Here is a 15,397-nt window from a genome sequence, read left to right as displayed (position 1 = left end):
AACAACAGCACTTTTACTTTTCTAAACAAAAGCGTGCTATAAAGGGAGCGTAATTCGCTCCCTTTTTTATGCGAAATCCCACAGGAGTACGATGAGTGAAATGGTTTCGATTCCCTGCCGCAGTGATTGGATTGGCTCTGCTGTCTGGGTGTGCCTCACAGCCTGAATCTTCTTCCCAGTGGCTTTATCCGCCGATGGCGATACCACTGCAAGCCTCGATTCAGCAAGAAGTTCAAATTGCTCGTTTGAGCCAATTATTGCAGCGCACGGATCTTGAACCGGAAGTGCGTGCCAAAATGCTTTTTGAACGCGGCAACTATTACGATAGTGTCGGTTTACGTGATTTAGCACGGCTCGATTTTACTCAGTCTTTATCTATCAATCCTGCTCAGCCAGATGTGTTTAATTTACTTGGGGTGTATTACACCGAAGCGGGCGAGTTTGATGCAGCGTATGAATCTTTTGATTCCACGCTAGAGTTAGATCCCAGTAATGAATATGCGGTACGCAACCGTGCGATTGCGCTCTATTACGGAGAGCGTCCGCAACTGGCATTGGAAGAGATTCAACAACATTACCAGCAAGATCCGCAAGACCCGTTTCGCGCATTATGGCTATACATCATTGAAAGCGATGTTGATGTTGTCAAGGCGCGAGCCGATCTGCTTGAGCGTTATAAACAGCATGATGAGCAGTGGGGCTGGGTATTGGTGGGTTTGATGCTTGATCAGCTTTCAGAAGAGGTGGCCTTTAAAGCGATTATTTCGGCGTCACGAGAAAATGATCTGTTGGCACAGCGCCTCACAGAGGCATACTTCTATCTAGGTAAGCGTTATCAGATGCAAGGAGAGCTGGCCCATGCTCTTTCTCTGTATAAGCTCGCGATTTCATTCAATGTCTATGAATACGTAGAGCATCGCTACTCATTCCTTGAGTTAGGCCGAATTTATCAGCAAGTGCGTGAAGAGCATCTGGCAAGAGTAAAAGCTGAATCACTGACACAATAGTGTCACTCCTTGATGATAAAAAAAGCCGCATATTGCGGCTTTTTTTATGGCTGAGAATTTGGCAATATAGTTAGCATTGCTAACTAGTGGTTGTTTGTCATGCTCGATGTTAATTTAGAGAAAATGGAGCGCTTTGCTGCAAAGGTTTGGCGCAGATATAGCAAAGAAGATCCGCTCGCTCAGCTCAGTTTTAATGAATATGACTACCTGAAAGTCATTCAAAATGCACCTCAAGCGATTCGTTTGACTGATCTGGCTCAGGCATTGGAGGTAAGTAAGCCTTCCGCATCTAACATGCTAAAAAAGCTTGAGCGGCGGGGGTTGGTGAAACGAGTTCAGTGCGAAGAGGATGCCCGTTCACAGCTTTTTGAATTGACGGAGCAAGCTGAGTTGCATTTGGTCAGTGAAGCGAAAGTCTATCAAATCTTAGCGCAGCAAGTCGCGCAAAATCTGTCTTCTGAAGAGGCTTTAATGTTGGATCTTCTGCTAGGTAAAGCATTACGCTAGCGGTAATTTTATTAGATAAACTAACTAAGTAGATATATCTTTATGATGAATCGATCAATTTACCGACAGTTTGTTCGCTATACCATTCCTACGGTGGCTGCGATGCTGGTTAATGGTCTGTACCAAGTGGTAGATGGCATTTTCATCGGCCACTATGTCGGGGCTGAAGGGCTTGCAGGGATCAATGTGGCTTGGCCAGTGATCGGTACCATCCTCGGTATCGGGATGTTGGTTGGGGTGGGGACTGGTGCGCTTTCCTCGATTAAACAAGGAGAGGGTGATACTGATAGTGCCAAGCGTATTCTTGCTACGGGGCTAATGAGCTTACTGTTACTCACTCCATTCGTAGCATTTATTCTGTGGTTTATGGCGGATGATTTTCTACATTGGCAAGGCGCACAAGGGCGGGTGTTTGAATTAGGTTTGCAGTATCTGCAAGTGTTGATCGTAGGCTGCATTTTTACTTTAGGCTCGATTGCGATGCCGTTTCTGCTGCGTAACGACCACAGCCCCAATTTGGCGACTTTGTTGATGGTGATCGGTGCGTTGACCAATATCGCTCTTGATTATCTGTTTATCGCATGGCTTGACTGGGAACTCACGGGGGCGGCGATCGCGACCACGCTTGCTCAATTCGTGGTGACCTCATTGGGGTTGGCCTATTTCTTCTCAAAGCGAGCCAATATGCGTTTAACGCGCCGTTGTTTGAGGCTGGAGTGGCACATGTTGCCTAAGATCTTCGCGATTGGTGTTTCAAGTTTTTTCATGTACGCCTATGGTTCCACCATGGTGGCGTTACATAACACTTTGATGATTGAGTATGGCAACGCGGTGATGGTTGGTGCTTATGCGGTGATGGGCTATATCGTAACGATTTACTATTTGACGGTAGAAGGCATTGCCAACGGCATGCAGCCATTGGCCAGTTACCATTTTGGTGCACGCAATTATGACCATATTCGTAAACTGCTGCGCTTAGCAATGGGGATAGCGGTATTGGGGGGCATGGTGTTTGTGGTGCTGCTCAATCTATTCCCTGAGCTGGCGATTGCGATTTTTAACTCCAATGACAGCGAGTTGATGGCTGGTGCGCAAATGGGCATCAAGCTTCATCTGTTTGCTATGTATTTGGATGGTTTCTTGGTGGTGAGTGCCGCCTATTATCAATCGACCAATCGCGGTGGTAAAGCCATGTTCATTACCGTGGGGAACATGTCGATTATGTTGCCATTTCTGTTTATTTTGCCGAAGTTTTTTGGTTTAAGTGGTGTGTGGATTGCGCTGCCCATCTCCAATATTGTGCTGAGTACTGGGGTGGCGATCATGCTATGGCGTGATGTCAGAAAAATAGGGAAAGCGCCGCAAGTCTCTTATGTATAATTAGGGGTAGAAAAAAGGGTTGCCAATAAGCAACCCTTGTTGCACTGGCTCAGTTATTTTTAACAGCTAGCCCCGCTAATTGATGCCAATAGCCGTTGCATTGGCGATTCTTAATGAGCTGTGGGTTCTGGCCTTGTTCGTTGGCCTTGAATTGCTCAAGATGCTGGAATGTTTCAATACCTAATGGACTTAAACGTACTACATCGACTAATCCTGTCATGCTTGGCAAATCATTCACCAAGTTGTAGCAATAGCCCGACTGGGTTTGAATGCCATTGAGGTTAAATACCGATTGCCCCTCCTGGCTCGCTACTTGAATTCCGGTTGGGTAGCGAATACAGCAGGTTTCACATTCATCTTTGGCGCGGTTTTCGGCTCGCGCAGTGAAACAGCGTGCTGAATAAGCCAGTGGCAAGTAACCGTGGCTGAATACTTCCACTTCAAATTGGCTGCGGATGCCCAAGTCATCACACTGTTGTAAGGTGTTGATTAACCAGTCACGCGATAGCTCAACTGGCATACACCAACGGATCATGCCTTGCTTTAAGAACAGCTTCAGTGTGTGTGCATTGTAGGTGTTCACCGCAGGTCCAACAATAAAAGGAATGCCTTTTTCATGGGCCATCTGAATGGCTGAAACATCATTGGCTTCAATCGCAAAATCACCATTATCAATGTACTTTTTCATCACATTGATTTCACTCGGCGCTTCGAGCAGTGCCATGGTGGAAAGTACCACTTGCTTACCCGCATCAGAGAGCGATTTAGCAATCTCAAACCAGTGTTGAGGTTTCATCTCGCGGCGTTTTGAGCAGACCGTTTCGCCGAGATAAATCACATCTGCCATGCTCGCTGCAGCTTGGGTATAGAAGCTCTCAACATCCTGTTTTGGCCAGAAATAGAGTAGAGGACCTAAAGCATATTTCATAATCGTGAGACCTTATTGCCATTGACGGTGATAAGCACCGAGCGTGGTTTGGGTACCTTCTGATACATTGGCCAAAGCCGCATTCCACTTGGGCTCAACGTGATATTGCATTGGGTTGGCCAGATAGCGATCAATCGCCGCGCGCCAGGTGCGAGTAACTTGTTCGACATACGCGGGGCTGCGTTGACGCCCTTCAATTTTCACGGAAGCCACATTCGCGGCAAACAGCTCAGGTAACAGTGATAAGGTGTTTAAACTGGTTGGCTCTTCCAGAGCGTGATAGCACTTACTTTCACCTTCAATCTCTGCAATAAATCGCCCTTTGCACAGCGTAGGGTAACCTGCATTTTCGCCGGCCGCGTACTTATCAATTAAAATTTCGTTCAAGCGAGATTCAAGCCCTGATTCTGTCTCTTGCCAACGAACATATTTAGCAGGCGAGCAAGCCCCAACCGTATTGGGCGATTCGCCCGTCATGTAGGATGAAAGATAGCAACGCCCTTCTGACATGATGCACAGACTGCCAAAAGCAAACACTTCTAGCTCAACACCTTGTGGAATATTACGTGAAAGCTGTTTGACTTGATGAATGGAAAGTACACGCGGCAGAACGACACGTTTGACGTTAAAGTTCTGATGGTAGAACTCAACCGCTTTCACGTTGGTGGCTGATGCTTGCACGGAAAGGTGCAGTTCAAGGTGCGGGTATTGACGTGCCGCGTACTCAAGTACCGCAATATCAGCAATGATCAAGGCATCCACACCCAGATCCGCCGCCTGATCAACCGCATTCGTCCAACGCTCAAATCCATTCGGATGCGCAAAAGTGTTGAGAGCGATATGAATTTTTTTACGGTGGTCATGGACATACTGAACCGCTTTTTCCAGTTTTTTGCCGCTAAAGTTAAGGCCAGCAAAATGGCGAGCGTTTGTATCATCTTTGAAACCGATGTAAACCGCATCGGCGCCACAATCAATCGCTGTTTTCAGGGCCGGCAAGTTTCCGGCCGGACAGAGAAGTTCCATAGCGTAAGGCTCTGAATTCAGGGAATAGTGGAAGCATTTTAGGAAGGATTGAGCAATGCCGATTTGATGTAAGGCAGGTTTCGGCTAATCAGAGCAAAATTAACCCCTTAGAGGGATTTGCGGTGGCGACGGTTTTGCGCAAACAACTCTTCGACTTCATGTTTGGGCTGAGGACGATAGAAATGGAAACCTTGAATTGAGTGGCAATTGAGATTGGAAAGCAAAGTCGCTTGCTGCTGAGTTTCTACTCCTTCCGCAACGACAGTCAGATTCAGTGAACGCCCCAAATTGATGATATTTTCGATAACGGTGAGTTGTTTGGGCAGTGTATCGATGTCACTGATAAAGGCGCGATCGATTTTGAGTTCATCAATCGGAAACCGCGCTAAATAAGCTAAGGAAGAGTAACCTGTACCAAAGTCATCGATCGATAAGGTGAAACCAAGTTTTTTGATCGCATTGAGCATTTGTTGGGTATGTTCACTGTCGCTCATTACTGCACTTTCGGTCAGTTCAAACGTAATGCAGCTTGGATCCACTCCCGTTGCTCTGAGCAGTTTCTCTAAATAGTCGATGAGCTGTGGATTGCCAAATTGTTCTGGTGAGATGTTGATGGCCACACGCCCTGGGAGAATGCCTTGCAGTTTCCAACGTTTAACTGTGGCAAATACTTCACGCATTACCACGCGGCCTAAATGCTCGATCAAGCCCGCTTTTTCTGCAACAGGAATGAAAGCCCCTGGGCTGATATAACCTTCTACTGGATGCTTCCAACGCACCAAAGCTTCTGCACCATTGATACTAAAATCACGCGCATTGACTTTCGGCTGATACCACACTTCTAGCCCATTTTGTTGCAGCGCTTTTTGCAGTTCGATCTCTAACCAAAGGCGCATACGTGCTTCTTTGTTCATCTGATCGTTGAACTTGATGAGACGATTTCTTCCACGCTCTTTAGCTTCATACATGGCGGTATCCGCATTTTGCAGTAGCACGCGGGCATCGTTACCATCACCAGGATAACGTACGCTGCCGATGGAACAAGCTAAACGTTTACTGAAATGGTGGAGATCAAAAGGCTGATTGATCAATGAAATGATGCGATCTGCCAGCATTTCCTCCGAACGGTTGTGTTCTGGCTCAGGTAAAATCAAACCGAATTCATCACCGCCTAAATGGCCGAGTATCGCTTGCTGCGGCAGAAGTCGTTTCAGGCGCGCAGCCACTTCTTTGATAACTTTGTCACCGATGTGATGGCCAAGGGAATCGTTGATGTTTTTGAAGTTATCAATGTCGAGGTAAAGCAACACTAAAGGGGTTTCATTTTGGATGCATTGCTCTAAGCGTTTAGTAAACCCGTGTCGGTTGTACAGCCCTGTTAGATTGTCAATATGAGCATCGACTTGGGTGGTGGCGGAGAGCTGTTTTGGTGCTTCATCAGCATCTTGCAATAAGATCAATTGCGATTGGTTACCGAGCATTAATGTGCTGCCGGCGTGCAACTGAACTTTTCGCTCAAAACCACATCTGGGCCCCGTCAGGCAGACCAGAGGTTTTTCAGTAAGCAGTGATGCTAATTGTGATGAAAAGACTGTCTTGGTTTTCTCATCAATAAACAGCCTTGAGAAATTTTCCCCCAATAGTTTTTGGGAGTTTTCAAAACCAAGCAGACGAGCCGCAGATGGGTTGGCTGAGATGATGCAGTCGTTTTCCACCATCATCAAACCATCGGGCAGTAAGGTTGTGAGAAGCGCGTACTTGTTTTCTGATTCTTCTAAAGAACGTACCAGAATTTGCTTTTCTGAGGTGTCAATTGCATGAAACACCACATACTGTACTTGGTCGTTCATCAAGATGGGAGAAAGGGAAAAATGTAAGCTGGTTTCAAGATCGATCTCACTAAGTATCAACTCAGATTCGATATGTTCATTTTTAAATGCACGATCATAGAAAGGTTTGAGGTGGCGATAAAAATGTTCACCCAAAACCTGGCTATCACTCATCCCGACCATCTCTTCACTAGAAAGTCCTGCGATATCACAATACCTTTCATTGACCATCACATAGTTGTGTTGATCATTGAGGATGGCAAAAAAGAACGGGCTGTGCGACGTTATTTTTGCAAACCAATGCGTGAGTTGAGATAAGGTTTGAGCAGGCATTTAAAATACTACCAACTGTTCATGCGCGATGATTTTTATAATATCCCCTTCCACAAATACACCAGTTTGGTTAGCGAGACTTTTCGCTAGTGACAGGGTGCGACGCTGTCCATCATCATATTGATATCCAAACTGCACTGTTAGTTGGGGTATAGCGTTACCAATTCGGTAACCCACTAACTATAACTGTGATTTCCACAGTAGAAAAGGTTCTCGGACTGAAGTTATTTTTGATACATAACAGGAATCCGTGTACTGACATCCAGTATGATGAGCGCAGACTGACTAGCAAGGTAACGGATAACGCTCGTGTTAAACAAGATTCGCACTCAACTGGTTCTGAACGCAGCTTCAATTTTGCGATCTCCAATCCACTTATTACCCCAAAACGTTCAAAAAAAAGCCTTGCTTGATGCAATGGGTTTGGTATTCCGCGAAGCCTTGCAGGACGGGGACTTTGAGTTTCTCGAAGAGAAATGGCTCAAAGTTGAAGTGAAGGATATGAACTTATGTTGGTTTATCAGTTATCAAAACGAGAAGTTAGTAGTGGCGGATGCTCCTGTTCGTGAAGATGTTAGCTTTAGCGGTAATTTGAATGATTTGGTGCTGATTGCTGGTCGTAAAGAAGATCCTGACACGCTGTTTTTCCAACGTCGTTTATCGATCGAAGGGGATACTGAGCTCGGTTTAGAGGTTAAAAACCTGATGGATAGCGTGGATCTGCAACAATTACCCAAACCTTTACAGATTTTGCTTCACCAGTTGGCGGATTTTGTGCATAAAGGGATGCAAACGCCAAACTCATCTCAAGAGGTTATTAATGCTTATTCGAACTGAAGCACCGGCCGATATTTTGGCCGTCGATGCACTGTTGAAAACGGTTTTCCCGACAGAGGCCGAAGCCAATTTAGTGATGGCGTTACGTGAAAATGGACGGCGAACTTTGTCACTGGTGGCCTGTGATGATGAAGGGGAAATCATCGGGCATGTGATGTTCAGCCCTGTAACCTTGGAGGGTGAAGATTTAAATTGGCAAGGTTTAGCGCCGTTGTCGGTAAAAGAAGAATACCGCCGCCAAGGTATTGCTGCAGAGTTGGTGAAAGAAGGCTTAAGTTCTTTAGGGGAACTAGGTTATCCAGCTTGTGTGGTGCTTGGCGATCCTGCGTATTACTCACGTTTTGGTTTTGAAGACGCAGCGCAATATCAGCTCAATTGTGTTTGGGATGTGCCGCAAGGTGCTTTCCGTGTTGTTGCTTTATGGGAAAGAGAGCTTGATGGTCGGTGTGGTCTTATCGAGTTCAGCCCTGAATTTTCGGTGTTCTAATCCTTCCTCTGCTGAAAAGGGAGTGTTTTGGCTCCTTTTTCTCAGTAGCGCTTGAGTCGCTAATCCTCTGTTTGTTAGCATTGCTGCCTAGAACGGTTGCGAGTCATATTATGCTTTCTTCTTCACATTATTTGTCGGCGATGGGCATCCAACAATGGGAATTGATCCATCCAGAGCGATTGGCTGGGTTTGAATCTGCTAAACAATCTCTTGCCCAAGATTGTCGACTTTTGCTCGTGGCAAGTGAGCCACCGCAAGGCTCTGAAATCTTGTTTCTGGAGAGGATCCTCAAAAGCTTTCAGCTTGAATTGGCGATGGTTCGCTATATCACTCCATCGCAACTCAATAATTTAGCTTACAACGGGTTAGAGTGGATTTGGTTTGCTGGGTGTGATCCCCAATCTCATCATGCTCAAAAACAACTCCATTCACCGCGTTTGGCTGAAATTGATGGTCATACTCAATACCGCCGTGACCTGTGGCAACAGATCTGTGCTTATCAAGGAAGTGCGTCATGAGTTCATTATTTACGACTATGCAATCTGAGCATTTGGATGCGGTATGGCGCATCGAGCGTGCCGCACATTCTCATCCTTGGGCTGAGTCTTTGGTGCGTGATCTTAATAGCCGTGGGGCTTGCCATCAGGTGATGTTGGTGGATCAGCAGGTGGTGGGGTATTTCTACGCGCAGAATATTGTCGGTGAAGTGACTTTGCTGAATATTGCCATTGATCCAGCAAGGCAGGGCCAAGGTTACGGAAAGCAATTACTCGAGCATTTTATTGGTATGTGTGAGCGGCAAAGAGCAGAGAGTGCTTGGTTAGAGGTGCGTGAAAGTAATCTGCGTGCGTTTCATCTTTACCAAGATGCGGGCTTTAATGAAATTGATCGTCGTATCAATTATTACCCTGCTGCCAATGGCAAAAATGAAGATGCCATTATTATGAGCTATCTATTTTTGTAAGCTATCCGAGGGGAGGGGGGCGCTCTGAATTTTCCGGTAACTGTTGTTGATAAAGCGCTGTGTGATTTCTTCTGCACGCAACGGTTTGTCAAACAGATAGCCTTGAAACTGGTGGCAACCTAATTGTTTGAGTGCTGCAAGCTCTGAGGTATCTTCCACCCCTTCCGCGATCACTTCCAAGTTGAGTTTTCGAGCAATCGCCAAAATAGCATCGACAATCGCTTGATCATTGTCATCCTGATGCAGTTGATTAACGAAAGAACGGTCGATTTTTAGCACATCTACAGCAAGATGCTTAAGATAGCGCAACGAAGAGTAACCGGTGCCGAAATCATCGATTGAGATACTGATTTGGCTCTCTTTCAATTGAGCCATTTTTTGAATTGCACTTTCTACATTCTCAAGCAGCAGACTTTCCGTGATCTCTAACTCTATTCGTTCTCCAGTGATCCCCGCTTGGTACAGTGCATGATTGATTTGTTCAATAAAAGAGTCTTGAGCAAATTGTAATGGGCTGATATTGATGGCTAAACGTCGAAAATGTGCGGGTAAAATACCTAGCTTTAACCACTGAGCATATTGATAGCAAGCTTGCTCAATAATCCAATTTCCAATTGGTAAAATCTGTCCTGTCTCTTCGGCGATTGGCATGAAAACGCCGGGGGGAAGCAGTCCACGTTTGGGGTGGTTCCAACGGATCAGTGCTTCAACGCCAATGATATGGTGTTGTTCATCCACTTGAGGTTGGTAATAAAGTTCTAGCTGATGTTGGTTAAGCGCTTCATGTAATCCTTTCTCTATCTCTAAGAAAGATTCGACCTGCGCCTGCATTTCAGGTTCATAGAACATGAATTTATTCCGCCCACTGGCTTTGGCGCGATAGAGAGCAGTATCCGCTTGGCGCAATACATCAATATTACTGATCCCGACAGAGGGAAAAATCGAAATTCCTATACTGACGGTGCAGTACAGTTGGTGATCATCCACAGTATAGGGATTTGAAATCAGGGTAAGTAGCTGCTTGGCCACTTCCTCGGCTTTATGTGGTGCGAGTGATGGGATCAGCACTGCAAATTCATCGCCTCCAATGCGAGCCGAGAGATAGTCATGGTTTGCCCACGCCTCCATCCGCATCGCCACGGCTTTTATCAATTGATCGCCAATGGTATGGCCGAGTGAATCATTAATGGTTTTGAAGCGATCTAGGTCAAGATAAAACAGCGCGCCAGTGGTATGTGAATGTTGTGCTTTGGTGATAGCATCACTGATCTTTTGCAGTAGTAAGCTGCGATTGGCAAGCCCAGTCAAACTGTCGTAATAAGCGAGCTGATTGAGTTTAGATTCTGCTAACTCTTTACCTTTCCACACCGATTGAAAAGTGGAGGCTAGCTCGCTCAGTTCATCATCTTGATTGAGCCTTGGTGGTAGTGGTGAGCGTTGCGCATCGTTCAATGAATTCACCCAGCCGATCAGCATAGTGATAGGACGAGAGAGCTTTTGATAGAAGAAGATCAGCAAAATGGTGGTCAGCAAGGTATTGCGCAAAAGGTCAAACAAGATGATACGGGTTGTTTTGGCGATAAACTCCTTGGCAATTGAAGATCCATCAATGTAAAAACTCAGTTTGCCTACCACCTCATTTGAATTGGGTTGATGTAACTCTGCGCTGAACATGGATATGGAGGGAGTAAGGTAGTTAGCAAGCACACTGACCAACATATTCTGTTTACTGATCTCCCGTTCTTGACGAGTCATCAAATCCCCAAAATCATCCATAATCTCAACTTTGAAAACACCGGGATCCTGCATCAAGGTTTCGGCAACCTGCTCTGCGAGGAGATTATTGAGATGATAAGCCGCCTGACTGGCATTTTCATAACTTTGTGACAACTTAAAGTTATAGTGTTCTTGAACCTTGCTCTGCTCTTGATGTAAGTCAGACAAAGTGTGATACACACTAAAAAAGAGCCCCAATAAAACCGAGACTAAAAAAACACTTTTGGCTTGCTTAAAGGCAAGTGAATGAATCTTTCGAAATTTGGTCATGGGTCCACTTTATTGTTGTCGACTCTCTACAGTTATAGTTCATGTTTATTGATAAATTAATTAAAACCAGTGTGAGAAAATAGGAAATTGCGCATTCGTTGCAGTGAAGTTGCTCCCAGCGCCAAGATAGGGGAGAATACCGCGCAAATTTGAACCGAAACGCTAGTGAGCTTACGTTAGGCTAACTGAGCAATAAGAGAATCTGTTGATGTCAACTACACCCTATTTCGGCGAAGTGTCAAAACGCCGTACTTTCGCGATCATCTCGCACCCTGATGCGGGTAAAACCACGATTACTGAAAAAGTTCTGTTATTCGGACGTGCGATTCAAGTCGCGGGTACGGTAAAAGGCCGTGGCTCAAACCAACACGCTAAATCAGACTGGATGGAAATGGAAAAAGAGCGTGGTATTTCGGTGACCACCTCAGTGATGCAGTTTCCTTATGGCGATAGTCTGGTTAACCTTTTAGATACCCCAGGACACGAAGACTTCTCGGAAGATACCTACCGTACTTTGACCGCGGTTGACTCTTGCTTGATGGTGATCGATGCGGCGAAAGGTGTTGAGGATCGTACTCGTAAATTGATGGAAGTCACTCGTCTGCGTGATACGCCGATCGTGACTTTTATGAACAAACTTGACCGTGAAATTCGTGACCCGATGGAATTGCTGGATGAAGTGGAAAATGAGCTGAAAATCGCTTGTTCGCCCATCACATGGCCAATCGGTTGTGGTAAAGAGTTTAAAGGTGTTTACCATATCCACCGTGATGAAACGATTTTGTACTCAACGGGTCAAGGTCACACCATTCAAGACGAACGCATCGTGAAAGGCTTAGATAACCCTGAGCTGGATAAGGCAGTGGGTGAAGACTTAGCCGCGCAATTGCGTGAAGAGCTGGAACTGGTACTGGGTGCGTCTCATGAGTTTGATCGTGAGTTGTTCTTGCAAGGTGAATTGACACCGGTGTTCTTTGGTACGGCTCTGGGTAACTTTGGGGTTGACCATATGCTGGATGGCCTGACGCAATGGGCTCCATCACCAATGCCTCGTCAAGCGGCAGAACGTGTGGTGGACGCGAGCGAAGAAAAATTCAGTGGCTTCGTGTTTAAAATTCAAGCCAACATGGATCCAAAACACCGTGACCGTATTGCTTTCGTACGTATTGTTTCAGGTACTTACAAGCAAGGCATGAAGATGAACCATGTGCGCCTTGGTAAGCAGATCAGCATTTCCGATGCGGTAACCTTCATGGCGGGCGACCGCGCACGCGCAGAAGAAGCCTTTGCAGGTGATATTATCGGTCTGCATAACCACGGTACGATCCAGATTGGTGATACCTTTACCCAAGGTGAAACGCTGAAATTTACGGGTATTCCGAACTTCGCGCCTGAATTGTTCCGCCGTATTCGTCTGCGTGATCCACTGAAGCAAAAGCAACTGCTGAAAGGCTTAGTGCAACTTTCTGAGGAAGGTGCGGTACAGGTTTTTCGTCCACTACAAAACAATGATCTGATCGTTGGTGCGGTGGGTGTGCTGCAGTTTGATGTGGTGGTATCGCGTCTGAAATCGGAATATAACGTTGAAGCCATCTATGAAGGCGTTAACGTAGCGACAGCACGTTGGGTTGAGTGTGACGATGTGAAGAAGTTTGAAGAGTTCAAACGTAAGAACCAGAGTAACCTTGCGCTCGATGGTGGTGACAACCTCGCTTACATTGCGCCAACCATGGTTAACCTCAACTTGGCACAGGAGCGTTCGCCTGAGGTGAAATTCCGCGCCACTCGTGAGCACTAATACTTAGTCTGACTGAGATGAAGGCGTGCCTACTTTAGAGCGCGCCTTTATTTTTAATCTCGGATATAAAAAAGCCGATGAGAAATCATCGGCTTTTTTGTCATCAGGTTTCGGCGGTTATTTTTTCTTTGCCGTTCTTGCTTTGCTTGCGGTTTTCTTTTTCGCGGTGCCTTTATCCGTTGCTTTTTTGGTGTCTTTTTTCTTTTTCTTAAACACAGGTTTTTTGTGTTTAGGGCGTAGGCCATCAATAAAACGTTCTTTGACTTCTTCTTTGATGTAACGCTCAACACGCGCCATCATAGGTTGGTCGTGCGCTTCAACCAGTGAAATGGCGATGCCTTTTTTCCCTGCACGTCCGGTGCGACCGATACGGTGTAGGTAGACGTCAGCACTGCGTGGCAAGTCAAAGTTAATTACATGGCTGATGTCTGGCACATCGATACCACGCGCAGCCACATCGGTAGCCAGCAGAATATTGACATCGCCTTCACGGAAACGGCTGATCGCATTGTTACGTCGATCTTGAGGCATTTCACCTTGGATCCATGCACACGGGATCTGGGCTTTTTCCAGCTCAGCACGCAGGTCAGCGAGACGCTCACGAGTTTTCAAAAACACAATTGAACGTTCAGCTTGCTCGGTCAGGATCTTTTTCAGCAGTTCCACTTTATGCGGCATGTCATCGGCGCGGTGGTACCACTGCGAAATTTTCTTACGTTCACGGCGTGGAGGTTCCGCATCGACATGTGCGGGATCTTTTAATAGATCGGCAGTAAACCCTTCCACACCACGGCCTTCTAAAGTAGCCGAGAACAGTAGGGTTTGTTTACGCCAGCGGCACTCGGTCGAGAGGCGATCAACGGTTGGACCAAAGCCCATATCCAGCATACGGTCCGCTTCATCGAGAATTAGCCATTCAATCGCACGACAGTCAAAACGCTCAGCATCAATGTATTCCAGCAGACGTCCTGGTGTTGCGACCACGATATCTTGAGTGGTGGCCAGAATATCGGCGTGTTCTTGGTACTGAACCCCACCCGTAATGGTGAAAATGTTCAGGCGAGTATTTTTAGCCAGCGCTTGTGCTTGTTCAGCGACTTGCATCGCCAGTTCACGAGTCGGTGTGAGGATCAAAATCCGCGCAGGGCCCGGTTTACGGCGTGGAAAATCAAGCAAGTATTGCAGTGCTGGAATGGCAAATGCAGCCGTTTTACCTGTACCCGTAGGGGCCGAGGCTAAGACATCACGGCCATCCAGAGCTTGCGGAATTGCTTCAGCCTGAACTTGGGTTGGGCGGCTAAAGCCCATTTCTTCGATCGCTTCAAGCAATATTGGATCGAGTTCGAGGTCGGCAAAGGTTTTAATCACAAATAATTACTCCACAAGCGTTGAAAGGCTCTGTCTTAAAACAGGGCGCACATTATAGATGGATCGCGCTTTAGATCACATCTTTAATTGCTACATCTTCAGATAAAAATCACGGGTTAGGTGCTGGAACTCTTCACTGTAGTCATCCTTTTCGCGGATCACCAGTACGGAATCCTCCGTTGTACAAGGGGAGAGATGCAGCTCAAACAATAATCGATGGACAGGTTTGCTTGAGGTCGGCTGTACTTGACAATAACGCCCCAAGTGAAGCCCTGCTTGTTTGGCGAGGACAATAAAATCTTCACCTTCCGTTTTGGGGAGAATAAAGCTCGCTACGCCATCGGATTTGAGGAGCTTAGGTAAGCGCTCAATCAAGGCTTGATGCTGCAAGCTGATGGTGTGGCGTGCAGTCGCTCTAACCTGCTGTTGAGCTGTTTCACCACTGTTGAAATAAGGTGGATTACAAATAATTGCTGCAAAACGTCGGTCTGGTTGCCAGTGCAAAATGTCGTGATGGTGGCAGGTTATCCGGTCTGCCCAAGGGCTATTCTTCCGATTGTGCTCTGTGGCCTGAAAAGCGCTGAGTTCAATATCCAGTGCGGTAATGTCCGCCTCTGGGAAGCGCTGCGCGCACATAAAACTGAGTAGTCCTGTACCGCATCCAATATCCAAAATCGACAAGGGAGGAGAAGTAAATGCCCAACTACCGAGTAACACGCCATCGGTGCTGATCGGCATTCCGCATTCCCCTTCTTCTATACAGAATTGTTTAAATCGAAAGTGTTTATTCATTAATTTATTGGTTTTCATCGTAATTCTGTGCCAAATGAGAGTTAAGCGAAAAGCTCTAGTCTGCAGATGATTGCTAATATTTTATTCTGTTGATT

General features: G+C 46.2%; 14 protein-coding genes. 8 read left to right on the top strand and 6 right to left on the bottom strand.

The window, feature by feature from the left end; translation table 11 throughout:
* The first annotated feature begins 95 nt into the window (after positions 1-95).
* The 3 genes from nlpI to VOA_RS16250 all read left to right on the top strand — a co-directional run bounded on the left by nlpI (position 96) and on the right by VOA_RS16250 (position 2,894).
* On the top strand, positions 96-1,007 hold the full coding sequence (gene nlpI / locus VOA_RS16240; protein ID WP_000870961.1) for a lipoprotein NlpI: 912 nt from the start codon (positions 96-98) through the stop codon (positions 1,005-1,007).
* A gap of 99 nt (positions 1,008-1,106) precedes the next feature.
* On the top strand, positions 1,107-1,514 hold the full coding sequence (locus tag VOA_RS16245) for a MarR family winged helix-turn-helix transcriptional regulator (protein ID WP_000887851.1): 408 nt from the start codon (positions 1,107-1,109) through the stop codon (positions 1,512-1,514).
* Positions 1,515-1,556: 42 nt separating this feature from the next.
* Positions 1,557-2,894, top strand: coding sequence for an MATE family efflux transporter (locus VOA_RS16250; protein ID WP_083806215.1), 1,338 nt, complete (start codon positions 1,557-1,559; stop codon positions 2,892-2,894).
* Positions 2,895-2,943: 49 nt separating this feature from the next.
* On the opposite strand, the gene VOA_RS16255 is transcribed toward VOA_RS16250, so the two are convergent.
* The 3 genes from VOA_RS16255 to VOA_RS16265 all read right to left on the bottom strand — a co-directional run bounded on the left by VOA_RS16255 (position 2,944) and on the right by VOA_RS16265 (position 7,010).
* On the bottom strand, positions 2,944-3,822 hold the full coding sequence (locus tag VOA_RS16255) for a U32 family peptidase (protein ID WP_000872507.1): 879 nt from the start codon (positions 3,820-3,822) through the stop codon (positions 2,944-2,946).
* Between the two features lie 12 nt (positions 3,823-3,834).
* Positions 3,835-4,848 carry a ubiquinone anaerobic biosynthesis protein UbiU gene (ubiU, locus tag VOA_RS16260; protein ID WP_000421330.1) on the bottom strand — a complete coding sequence of 338 codons (1,014 nt, stop codon included), beginning with the start codon at positions 4,846-4,848 and terminating at the stop codon, positions 3,835-3,837.
* Between the two features lie 107 nt (positions 4,849-4,955).
* Positions 4,956-7,010, bottom strand: coding sequence for an EAL domain-containing protein (locus tag VOA_RS16265; protein ID WP_001111401.1), 2,055 nt, complete (start codon positions 7,008-7,010; stop codon positions 4,956-4,958).
* Between the two features lie 309 nt (positions 7,011-7,319).
* On the opposite strand from VOA_RS16265, the gene ubiT reads away from it, so the two are divergent.
* The 4 genes from ubiT to rimI all read left to right on the top strand — a co-directional run bounded on the left by ubiT (position 7,320) and on the right by rimI (position 9,298).
* On the top strand, positions 7,320-7,847 hold the full coding sequence (gene ubiT / locus VOA_RS0117200) for a ubiquinone anaerobic biosynthesis accessory factor UbiT (RefSeq protein WP_000932665.1): 528 nt from the start codon (positions 7,320-7,322) through the stop codon (positions 7,845-7,847).
* Positions 7,831-8,334 carry a GNAT family N-acetyltransferase gene (locus VOA_RS16270; protein WP_000908530.1) on the top strand — a complete coding sequence of 168 codons (504 nt, stop codon included), beginning with the start codon at positions 7,831-7,833 and terminating at the stop codon, positions 8,332-8,334. Before ubiT ends, VOA_RS16270 begins: the two co-directional genes overlap by 17 nt.
* A gap of 110 nt (positions 8,335-8,444) precedes the next feature.
* Positions 8,445-8,852, top strand: coding sequence for a DNA polymerase III subunit psi (locus VOA_RS16275; RefSeq protein WP_000953214.1), 408 nt, complete (start codon positions 8,445-8,447; stop codon positions 8,850-8,852).
* Positions 8,849-9,298: a ribosomal protein S18-alanine N-acetyltransferase gene (gene rimI, locus VOA_RS16280; protein ID WP_000096354.1), complete on the top strand. Its 450-nt coding sequence runs from the start codon at positions 8,849-8,851 to the stop codon at positions 9,296-9,298. Before VOA_RS16275 ends, rimI begins: the two co-directional genes overlap by 4 nt.
* Here the strand turns inward: rimI and VOA_RS16285 are convergent.
* Complete coding sequence (locus tag VOA_RS16285; protein WP_000160072.1) at positions 9,287-11,344, bottom strand: putative bifunctional diguanylate cyclase/phosphodiesterase; 2,058 nt, start codon at positions 11,342-11,344, stop codon at positions 9,287-9,289. The genes rimI and VOA_RS16285 overlap by 12 nt on opposite strands.
* 208 nt (positions 11,345-11,552) lie before the next feature.
* Here VOA_RS16285 and prfC point away from each other — a divergent pair, with 208 nt between their 5' ends.
* Positions 11,553-13,142, top strand: a complete 1,590-nt coding sequence (prfC, locus tag VOA_RS16290; RefSeq protein WP_000108388.1) for a peptide chain release factor 3 — start codon at positions 11,553-11,555, stop codon at positions 13,140-13,142.
* A 117-nt stretch (positions 13,143-13,259) separates the two neighbouring features.
* Here prfC and srmB read toward each other — a convergent pair whose 3' ends face one another.
* Both srmB and VOA_RS16300 read right to left on the bottom strand, forming a co-directional pair.
* The gene (gene srmB, locus VOA_RS16295) at positions 13,260-14,510 is read right to left on the bottom strand and encodes an ATP-dependent RNA helicase SrmB (protein WP_000597949.1); all 1,251 of its coding nucleotides are present in this window, start codon (positions 14,508-14,510) and stop codon (positions 13,260-13,262) included.
* Between the two features lie 90 nt (positions 14,511-14,600).
* A complete protein-coding gene (locus VOA_RS16300) occupies positions 14,601-15,320 on the bottom strand; it encodes a tRNA1(Val) (adenine(37)-N6)-methyltransferase (protein WP_009355719.1) in 720 nt (239 codons plus the stop codon).
* Positions 15,321-15,397: the final 77 nt, after the last annotated feature.

Source organism: Vibrio sp. RC586, from assembly GCF_000176715.1.
Classification (GTDB): Bacteria; Pseudomonadota; Gammaproteobacteria; order Enterobacterales; family Vibrionaceae; genus Vibrio.
The sequence above is the reverse complement of the archived record's forward strand: the minus strand, read 5'-3'. Positions and strand labels throughout refer to the sequence as shown.